We start from the raw sequence: 10,489 nt of genomic DNA, 5'->3' as shown, positions 1-10,489 counted from the left end.
CATCTATAAACTTAATAGAAGGTACTTTGGTGAAAAGCTCTTTGATAGGCTAGTTATCGCCAATATTACAGCTTATGACTAAAAACGGAGATACACAATAAATTAACCTAAAAAAATAGTTTTATTAACATTTACACAACATTAACTTATAAAAAAAATATTAAATTACATACAAAAACGACTAAAAATGTCATCTATAATCTAATTTATGCATAGTATTTACAAAATATTTTTACTTTAGCTTATTATTATCTGAGTCATTTAGTATTCGTATAATACGACTAGAACTATATCCCGTAGTATAGTTCATTTTAACTATCTAATATTATTTTCTATATAATATTTACAAAACACAAAGATTTTATAATCTTCCAAAAAAACTATGCATAAATTTAACGTATTAGGTTTTGTTAAATTATATATTAACATTTAAAAGCGTGAATTCACTTAGAAATTATTCCTGAAAACAATTCCTGAAAACGTTCAACATCTTCAAGAAAATTGTTCGATATTTGTCCCCTCGGGGGTACAAAAAGGAGAATTGAGAGAATATCAATTCTCCTTTTTTATTTTGTAGCAATTTGCTTACCTGTACTTATAAGTGAAAGTAACTCTAATAAAACTCCCCTAAACAAGCAGGCATAAAAAAGCCTCACAGTTTACACTTATGAGGCATTTGATATTTTTAATACAATTTATGTCGTTTAAGTACTTTTTGGTAATCGCTCTGAGCCTTTAAGCACACTTTTAACAAACGTTCTCTCGATATAGGCCACTCTCCTATTCCTTTAAAGTATTCGTCTCTCATTTCTTCTTCTATGAAAAACGGTACAAGTTGATTAGCTAAGCATTCCTTATAAAGAATCAAACGCGCTATTCGCCCATTACAATCCTGAAAAGGTCGTATGCTTTCAAACTGATAAAGAAGCTCTACAACATCTTCTATTGTCTTAACCTCTATATTCTGATAATGTGCAAACACGCTACGCATACGTTCTTCAACCTCTTCTGGTGAACAAGCAATGTAAGTATCGGTATCATTTGACACCTGTTTGTACTTTCCTACGTTAAACCAAGGTTTTCCATTGTCAGATGTTCCTACTTTTAAACGAGCGTGTAACTTCTTAGTTGACTCTTCTGTCAGTACCTGTTCTGCATTTTCAATTATCATATCAATACAACGAAAGTGATTCGCTGTTTCAATAACATCATCAACATTTACACATCCACGAGTAGTTCCAACAGTATTAGTTTCAAAAATATGACGCGTTTGATCTCGAGTTAATTCAGTTCCTTTAATACGATTAGAATTATAAGTAAACTCCACCTGAGTACGGTGGTAAATTCCCTTTTTCAATCCCTTTCCCTTCTGCTCTTGTAGTACTTCAAGTAGGGATTTCTTAATGGCTTCCGCTCTACTACTTTTCAATAATACTGCATCAACAGGAATACTCCAAGCTCTTCCTTCTTTAAAAGCGCCTTCTATTTTACCAGCTGTACAGTGATTTCTAACTGTCGTTTCTGATACTCCCTGCTTTTGTGCAAATTCTTTTACTGAAATATAAATCATAGTCCCCACGTATTTTCACATTGTTTGCAAATATACTTATTTCCCTTGCCTTAGTACAACATTTATTAGCCCTATCCCCCACTACAAGCCAAATTAACGCGTAGTTAACTAAACATCAAAACAATACAACTAAACTTTGTTTTTATAATGTATTTATAACAGCTAAAATAAGTTGAATTTATTTTTTGCTAATTCCGTCTTGGTGATGTAAAACAAAAAAATAATAAACATACCTTTGCGGCTATGAATAAAGCAGAAATACTTCAAAACTTAAATATTACAGCGTTAAACGAAATGCAAACAAAGGCATTTAACGCTGCTCAAAAAAAGAATAACATTATCTTATTGTCACCTACTGGGTCAGGTAAAACAGTGGCTTTTCTTATGCCTCTTATCAACCGTTTAGACCCTAATATAAAAGGTGTTCAAGCAGTTATTCTTGTTCCTTCACGCGAATTAGCTTTACAGATAGAAACTGTTTTCAAGAAAATGGGAACAGCGTTTAAAATCAACGCTTGTTACGGTGGACATTCTACAAGAACTGAACTAAACAATTTTAGTACACCTCCTGCTGTATTAGTTGGTACACCTGGTCGTGTGGCATTTCACGTTGAAGAAGGTTCTTTTAATACTGAAACGGTTAAAAGTTACGTAATCGACGAATTTGATAAGGCTTTAGAGATGGGATTCCAAGATGATATGGACTACATCATAAACTCTTTTGACAATATTAACTTTAGAATGCTGACTTCTGCTACGGCTTTGAAGAAAATTCCTGATTTCACAGGTATCGAAGATCCTGAGCGTATTCACTTTTTGAAATCTGAAGAAGCAAAACCAGACTTAACTTTTAGTCAGGTTATTTCTTCTGCTGAAGAGAAATTAGAAACTGTAATTAAATTAGTTGGTAAAATTGGAAAAGACACTATTCTTATTTTCTGTAACCATAGAGATGCAGTAGCAAGAATTAGTGAAACATTGACAAAAAAAGGTGTTGCTAATGGTGCTTTTCACGGTGGTTTGTTACAAGAAGAACGCGAGCGCGCTTTAATGATGTTTAGAAATGGTAGTTGTCATATTCTAATTGCCACAGATTTAGCTGCGCGCGGATTAGATATTCCGGAAATAGGACACGTAATTCACTACCAAATTCCAGAAAAAGAAGATGCGTTTATCCACAGAAATGGTCGTACTGCTCGTATGAAAGCTTCTGGTAAAGCATACGTTATGGTTACAAATGATGAAAAGTTTAGTTTTATCGATCCTGAATTACCTATTGAAAACTTAGAAGGTAAGTATAAAATAGACAACCAAACTGACTTTAAAACTATTTATATCAGTGCTGGTAAAAAAGATAAGGTAAACAAGGTAGACATCGTTGGTTTTTTAATTAAAACAGGTGGTCTAAACAAAGAGAATATTGGTTTAATTGACGTGAGAGATAAGCAGGCTTTTGTAGCTGTAAGCACTCATAAAATAAAACCTTTATTAGCTAAATTAGAAAATACTAAGCTAAAAAATAAAAAAGTGAAGATTGCTCTTGCTAAAGAGTAACCCAAAAAAATAAGGGCTGTTACGTTATGTTACAGCCCTTATTTTTTTAGAAGCTTTTTATAAAAACAAAAACTCCTACTTTTCAGTAGGAGTTTTTCTGTTTTATTATTTAGAAGCCTCTAAAGAAGCTTTTCTAAACTCTTTTAAAAGTTTCTCAATAGATAAAGAAGCTTTACGAGCTCTTGTTCCAGCTGCTTTGTTTCCATTTTCCATTTGTAAGTTAGCATCTTGTGTGAATGCTTCAAACTCTGCGCTGATTTTCTCCATTAATTCTTTCATGGTAATTTTTACTTTTAATAGTTAAAGGTGCAAAAATAGAATTTAATATTAAAAACAACGTCTTTACAAGAAAAAAACAACACCTAATACCCCAAAATATATAGGGTTTACAGTGGTTTACAGGTTATTTTAGACTATTATTTAATCATTCTAAATTTTAAAGTTATAAAAAACACTATTTTATAATGAAGAATAAGTTTTATAAAATCAACATTACACCAACAAAAAAGAACCAAACTACCTTAATAATTTGGTCCTTTTTCCTGTCTTACATCTTTTTAATAACATTAATTCACTAAGCGATTATTTGTGAATCTTACTCATTTCTTCTTCCGAAATACATAAATATGATGCTAAATCTTCAGGTGATATATCTTTCATACAATCTTGGTAACGTTCCAGTAAAGCATCATAATATTCTTTAGACGTTAACTTAAGTAAGTCAACTTTTCGTTGCAACATAAAGTTCAACAACTCTCCCGTAAATATATTCATAACACGATGCATTTGTGGAGAAATCTCATATAGTTCATTTACATCGTGCTGTGTAATCATAAATAATTCACAGTCTGTTACTGCTTGAACATTAAAATCACATGGCTTTTGCAATGTAAACGATAAATTAGATAATGAAAAAGTATGTGGCATACAAAACCAGAATGTTTTCTCACGTTCATGCTTGTCATTTATCCAACAACGAAGTATTCCTTCATTTACAAAATATATATTGTGTTCTATTTCTCCCTCCTTTACAAGAAAATCTCCTTTCTTGACTTTAACTGATTTGAAATATCCCTCAAACAATAATCTGTCTCCAACAGTTAAATTAATATCTTTTAAGTCCAATCTATTTAACAAGTCGTCTATTATCATTTTTTCAAGAATTATTGATTATATTACCACAAAACTACGCGTTTTAGTTTCAAAAATTCCTAACAAAAGTCATTACCCCCCTTTTAAACATCTTGATTTTTAAACTTATAAGTGCTTTTAATCTAACAAAAAAAAACTAATACATAGTTAAACTATTGTTTTTTCCTTTTTACCTCTAAGTAAAGTCACTATTTACGACTAATCTTTAGGGTTAATTTAAAAATAAAAAAAGAGATTAATAATTAATCTCTTTTCCTTCTGACAGTCTATCTATATTATTAACGACAATTGTTACCCCATTTAAAGAAGTATCTGCCAATAAAACAACAGAACCATATTTTTTTATTGGAGAAACATACCTTTTACTAATATGGTTATCAGTATTGACTACCCAAACAAATGATCTTCCATCTGATTCAATACCTAGGGCATTACTTGAAACCTCAATTATATCCTTATAAACAGCAACCAATGACACTTTATTATCAATTGTATCGTCAGTAAAGAATTTTAAACTTTCCCAAATAGGCATATAATGTTTAATATACACTCTTTCTTGGATACTATTTTTTTGCAAATCAAATGGAATACTTTGTCCATCTTTTCCTACAAAAGAGCCTTTTACTATCGCATTATCCGCGGCTAACTTCCATTGCTCTAAATCAGTTGCATTTAAATCAAAATAAACATCATAAGAGACTATTTTAAATAAAGAACTATTACTTGTAATATCATCTCCCATTTTCAAAGATAAGTTCTTAACAACACCTGATTTTGCTGCTCGTATTACAATCCGTTCAAATTTATTTTGACCTGAAGCAATTTTACTCTCAACTTCTTGATATTCTTTTAATATATCATCATATTTATTTTGCTGTTTTGCTTGTGCGCTCGAATCCTTATTTTCTGCCTTAGTAATTTTGGTCTGAGCACTTTCTAATTTAGACTTTAATGATTCAAATTTTCTCAGTTCTTTTTTTAATTCTGACTCACTTAAAACTGCTGTATTTTCAACCTCTATTCCTACAATTGGTTGACCTGCAGTTACTACTTGTCCATCTCTAACAAATACTGTAACAATACGTCCTTTTTTAGCCAATTTCTCAATTCTTGACTCAGTAATTTTTACTTTTGCATCATACTCTTTTGCATAAGTATGATACTTTGTTGTCAATTTAGTGGTTGAAACAGCATCTAAAGAAACCTCTTCTACTATTTCCATCATCTCTCCTTCTAATTGATCAGCAGTAGCTACATCTTCTTTATCAACAACTTTATCTATCTCTTTTTTTTCTACAATTTCAGTAGTCGTTTCGCCTTTATTCATACCGTAATAGCCTACCCACACCAAGAAAAGTATGCTTAAAAAAGTCATTACTGATTGTTGAATTCTTATTTTATTTTTCTTCATCTGTCAATTTAGCCGATAATACAGCTTTACTTTCTTTAATTAAAAACGACTTTTAACATTGTTAAATATGTTGGCCGAAAATTACAAAAAAACCAATGATATACCAATATATTCTACTGCCATCTAAAGTATCTTCTTTTAAATAGCTATGTATAAAAAACGAGGATTAGTTATAGCGAACTAATCCTCTAGCAAACAAAAAAACAACAAGCTTTATTTTTTATTTTATAAATTTTTCAAACGACTTTTCTAACAATGTAAAGACTTGTAAAGAAGGCTTCATTAATTCTTTTATAATTCTATTTTCATCGTTAAAAGCATACGTAATACTTATATTTAAATCTTCTAATAATTCCTCAAGACTATCTATATCACAATAAAGATCCTCTACAATAGACACTATCTCTCCTTTATGTTCCCCAACTAAAACTTCACCAATTAACAACATTCCTTCTCTTGCAAAGAAAAAAACATATGGTGAAAATATACTTTCTTCATTTATTTCTATAATAGTAGAATTACAAAATACTACTTGTTCTCTATGTGAACCTATATCACATAAATCCAATACATTACTTAAGCTTTCATTTGCCAACAAGTACCTATAGCAATCTTCTGAAAAGTTATACTCTCTCTGCAATTGTACTATATGCTTACTGTTTAAAACATCAATTCCTAAATCTATAAAAAATTGACTTCGACATAAAACATCCATAATTTCTATGATTTGATTATAATAAATTTAATGAATTATGAGCCATTAAACTATAAATACATAAAACATAACAATTTAATAATATTAGAGTCTATTTTCACTCTATACGGAAACCTAAAACAATTATTTATTGTACCCCCTGTCACTTCTTATCATTCTCTAACTATAGATTAAATTACTCTAATATTCTATTTTACATACATAGCTGGCTTAGTTTTGGATTACTCAATAAAGATAGATTGATATTGACTTATCACTTCAAAGAATTACAAAACAAGTAATTAAACCAAGTATTACTTAATAAAATAGAAACTTATTCTATAAAAAATGAAAATACGCGATAGACTCTCTCTTCAATTTTCAGGACTATTCACCATCTTATTGTCTTGTGTTCTTGTTACTGTATATATCTTAGTGAATTCACATTGGAAAAATGAGTTTTATAAGCAATTAGAAAATAGAGCTTTTACTGTTGGGGATAACTACTTAGCTGAAGACAATTTTACACCAACAGAATTTGCAGAAGTACTTCGCAATTTTCCACGCACATTACCACACGAAACTATCCGAATTTATACCACAGAATTTGAACCTATGTTTATTGATGAAGGTAACGTAAAATGGGACAAAGAAATATTAAATCAAGTTATTGAAAAAAATAAAGTTTACTTTAAAAAAAATGAACAACAGGTTGTAGGAATATTTTACAATGACAACTCAGGAGACTTCATAGTTATGGCTAAAGCTACTAACGAAACAGGAATAGCAGCCTTAAGCCAATTACGAACAGTAATGTTTACTTCATTGCTAATCGCTTTACTTATTACATTCTGGTTATCAAGGTATTTTGCTGGCTATTTCCTTCGTCCAATTATACGAATCAACAAACATATACAACAAAAAAAATTGCCTAATTTATTTAAACCTATTTCATTAGCAGGAATGCCAAAAGATGAAATACAAATATTAAGTGAGACTATAAATAACTTATTTCATCATTTACAAGAATCATTTGATAATCAACAAGCATTTATTGCCCATGCTTCACACGAACTTAAAACACCTATTGCATCCTTATTAGGTAATGCTGAAATAGCCTTGATGAATACCCGTACAAATGAAGAATATATCAAAGTTTTACATCAAGTTATTAATGAAGCACTACATATGGACCAAATGATAAACAACCTATTAACTTTATCAAAACTTGATAGCACAGCATATCCTTTGGAAATAACTAAATTTGAAGAGTTTTGGTGGTCTATGTTAGATCAATTTTTATCATTAAAACCAAGTTTAAATTTTAATCTAATAATAGAAAACAAAGAAGATCTACAAAAATTATACTTTAAAGGTAATGCGACACTACTTGAATTAGCACTATCTAATATAATATTTAATGCAAAAAAGTTTTCTCATAACCAATTAATTGATATCACTCTTAAAATAGAAAAGAACGATATTTTAATTATTGTAAAAGATAGAGGTATTGGGGTTAAAAAAGAAGATATTGAAAAACTAACTATCCCATTCTTTAGGTCGAACAATGCTTTTGCTATAGAAGGAACAGGACTAGGACTATCACTCGCATTTAAGATTATCAAACTTCATATTGGTAAACTTCAAATTATATCTGAATTACACTCTGGAACAACAGTCTACATTAATATACCAAGGCATAACTAATAATTTTCACTTAGATATAAAATAAAAATAGCAGGCCCCCACCTGCTATTTTTTTTAGAAACAAACTAACCGCTATACTTGTTTTATATTTAGACTAACGCCTTATATATACCTACAAATACAACATACATTAATTCCCCAATCAATGTGTCTTTATATCTTATGCATTTAATTCTAATGCAGAACGTAATTCACTTATTATATCGTGTTTTAAATGCTCTGGATGAACAACTTTCACGAATTTACCATACTTTAAAATTTCTTTTTTCAATTCATTATTTGGTCGAACGCGTAAAGTTACTAATAATCGCCCATCTTCTGCACAATTATTTAAAGTTTGAGAGCAGTGTAAGGGTGATTTACGAATACTACTTTCTTGACTAGTACACAATGACAATACAACTTGCTCTAAATCAGAATCCGTATAATCAAATCCTACTATCTCTTTGTACGTATCCTTAATCAAGCCTCCATTTGCCTTAAACTTATCTTTCAAGATTATTGCCTCAGATGTTTTATTTAATTCAAATGAAATTAAGTCTTTCCCTTCATACCCAATAACATACCAGTGACCTCTATATTGTTTAAAAAAAAGAGGAGATAATGTGATAACTTTAACTTGATTATCATATTTGAATGATATCTTACGAAAAGAAGTCATGGCTTTAAAGAAAATACGAAAGCAATCAATTGACACTAAACTACCTTTAGTTTCACGATCTATAAAATGAGATAGTTCAAACTTAGATTTATTTGCTGAATTTAGTATATCTGCTGTTACTATTCCTTTCAAATAAGTAAGAACAGTATTAGCATTATCTTCTGCATCCTCTGCAATATAATAACCTTTTTTCTTTGTATCTAACTTAATAAAAATACCAAACTCTGATTTTAGCTCTTTTAAAGCTCTGTATAAAGTTCGCTCACTAATATCAATATCAAATTCTTTTAGATAATCTAATAATAATTCACGTGAAGGAAACTGGTTTTGTTTTAAATAGTTTAATACTAAAAAATAGTAGCGGAGCTTTTTCATTGCTTATCCAATTATTATACTTTTATTCATTGCGTTTTTTATCACATAAAATATTATTACCAAATAAATATTATAATTAACGCACTTATAATTGGGACACAAAGATATTATAGTCAACTAATAATTAATCTTTTTTTTGGGTGAACAAAGGTATTTATTGAGTGAGTATATATATTCAACCTATAACTTTAGTTGTATTTTTTATAAACAACTTATTCTTGTTCTTTAACCATCAGAACTATTATATATTCAAGCTAACTAATTTTTCATTTTATAGTTTTAGATAAAGGCTATAAAAATCTAAAAAACAGACGCTATCTTATTTTTAAAAATCGTTATATAAACTTTTATAATCACATCAACACTTGATTTTAAATAGAAATCTACTCTATACCAACAAAATGTATAAATTCCCAAACTATTCTATTTCTTTAAATATTTTATCCCATAAAAAAAGGCCCAGATTACTCCGAGCCTCCATTCAAATATAATTTATTTATTCATGCATTATTTTAAAAAAATACCGTTTTCCTTTATTTCAATTTGTTGTTGTTTATATAAAGTACCTACAGCTTTTTTAAATGTCTTTTTACTCATGTTTAAAACAGTTTTAATATCTTCTGGGTGACTTGCATCTGTCAGTCCTAAAAAGCCATTATTACTTTCTAATTCTTTTAGAATTTGTGTTGCACTATCAAGTACTCCCTCAAACCCTACTTTTGTTCTCGTTACATCTATTTTTCCATCAGGGCGAATAGATTTAATATAACCAATAATACGATCTCCGGTTCTCATTTCTTCAAAAACCTCATTCTTGTACATTAGTCCTGCATGCTTCTCGTTAATGATTACATTAATTCCTAAATCTGTAATGTGAGATACAACTAATTCTACTTCTTCTCCTTCCTGGACAGTAATTTCTTTGTTATCTACAAACTGTCTTAATTTACTTGACCCTACTAAACGATTTGTTTTCTCGTCTAAGTACATATAAATTAAATATCTATTACCTTCTTTCATTGGACGAGCTTGCTCTCTAAATGGAACAAAAAGATCTTTCTCTAATCCCATATCCATAAAAGCTCCAAAATCGTTGATATAGTTTACTTTTAATAAAGCAAACTCATTCAAATATATATAGGGCTCTAAAGTTGTAGCTACTGGTCGTTCTTCTTGATCTAAATAAACAAAAACAATAAGTTCGTCCCCTATTTCATATTTCTTGGGTACGTACTTATTAGGTAACAAGACATCCTTTTCACCATCTGTCAAATAAAGACCTACACTTGTTTCACGTGCAATCTTTAACGTATTATCATCACCAATTTTTATCATCTTATAATGTATTTGTAATATCTAAATGAG

Annotated in this window: 9 protein-coding genes; 2 read left to right on the top strand and 7 right to left on the bottom strand. The window is 29.7% G+C overall.

What is annotated here, in order from left to right; translation table 11 throughout:
* Positions 1–685: 685 nt before the first annotated feature.
* A complete protein-coding gene (locus BLT46_RS11180) occupies positions 686–1,570 on the bottom strand; it encodes a Fic family protein (protein WP_090410205.1) in 885 nt (294 codons plus the stop codon).
* A 243-nt stretch (positions 1,571–1,813) separates the two neighbouring features.
* On the opposite strand from BLT46_RS11180, the gene BLT46_RS11175 reads away from it, so the two are divergent.
* Positions 1,814–3,124 carry a DEAD/DEAH box helicase gene (locus BLT46_RS11175; RefSeq protein ID WP_090410204.1) on the top strand — a complete coding sequence of 437 codons (1,311 nt, stop codon included), beginning with the start codon at positions 1,814–1,816 and terminating at the stop codon, positions 3,122–3,124.
* Positions 3,125–3,229: 105 nt separating this feature from the next.
* On the opposite strand, the gene BLT46_RS11170 is transcribed toward BLT46_RS11175, so the two are convergent.
* The 4 genes from BLT46_RS11170 to BLT46_RS11155 all read right to left on the bottom strand — a co-directional run bounded on the left by BLT46_RS11170 (position 3,230) and on the right by BLT46_RS11155 (position 6,402).
* Complete coding sequence (locus tag BLT46_RS11170; RefSeq protein WP_090410203.1) at positions 3,230–3,403, bottom strand: histone H1; 174 nt, start codon at positions 3,401–3,403, stop codon at positions 3,230–3,232.
* Between the two features lie 303 nt (positions 3,404–3,706).
* Positions 3,707–4,276 (bottom strand): Crp/Fnr family transcriptional regulator, encoded by a 570-nt coding sequence (locus tag BLT46_RS11165; protein ID WP_090410202.1) that lies wholly within the window; start codon positions 4,274–4,276, stop codon positions 3,707–3,709.
* Positions 4,277–4,511: 235 nt separating this feature from the next.
* Positions 4,512–5,687 (bottom strand): permuted SH3 domain-containing protein, encoded by a 1,176-nt coding sequence (locus BLT46_RS11160; protein ID WP_090410201.1) that lies wholly within the window; start codon positions 5,685–5,687, stop codon positions 4,512–4,514.
* A 220-nt stretch (positions 5,688–5,907) separates the two neighbouring features.
* The gene (locus tag BLT46_RS11155; RefSeq protein ID WP_090410200.1) at positions 5,908–6,402 is read right to left on the bottom strand and encodes a hypothetical protein; all 495 of its coding nucleotides are present in this window, start codon (positions 6,400–6,402) and stop codon (positions 5,908–5,910) included.
* 327 nt (positions 6,403–6,729) lie between these two features.
* Between BLT46_RS11155 and BLT46_RS11150 the strand changes: the two genes are divergently transcribed.
* Positions 6,730–8,088: a sensor histidine kinase gene (locus BLT46_RS11150; protein ID WP_090410199.1), complete on the top strand. Its 1,359-nt coding sequence runs from the start codon at positions 6,730–6,732 to the stop codon at positions 8,086–8,088.
* A gap of 160 nt (positions 8,089–8,248) precedes the next feature.
* Here the strand turns inward: BLT46_RS11150 and BLT46_RS11145 are convergent, their stop codons facing one another.
* Complete coding sequence (locus BLT46_RS11145) at positions 8,249–9,124, bottom strand: helix-turn-helix transcriptional regulator (protein WP_090410198.1); 876 nt, start codon at positions 9,122–9,124, stop codon at positions 8,249–8,251.
* A 507-nt stretch (positions 9,125–9,631) separates the two neighbouring features.
* A complete protein-coding gene (locus BLT46_RS11140) occupies positions 9,632–10,459 on the bottom strand; it encodes a CvfB family protein (RefSeq protein ID WP_090410197.1) in 828 nt (275 codons plus the stop codon).
* Between the last annotated feature and the right edge of the window lie 30 nt (positions 10,460–10,489).

The organism is Myroides phaeus, from assembly GCF_900099675.1.
Taxonomy (GTDB): Bacteria; Bacteroidota; Bacteroidia; order Flavobacteriales; family Flavobacteriaceae; genus Flavobacterium; species Flavobacterium phaeum.
Note: the sequence above shows the minus strand (reverse complement) of the source record. Positions and strands in the feature narration are given on the sequence as shown.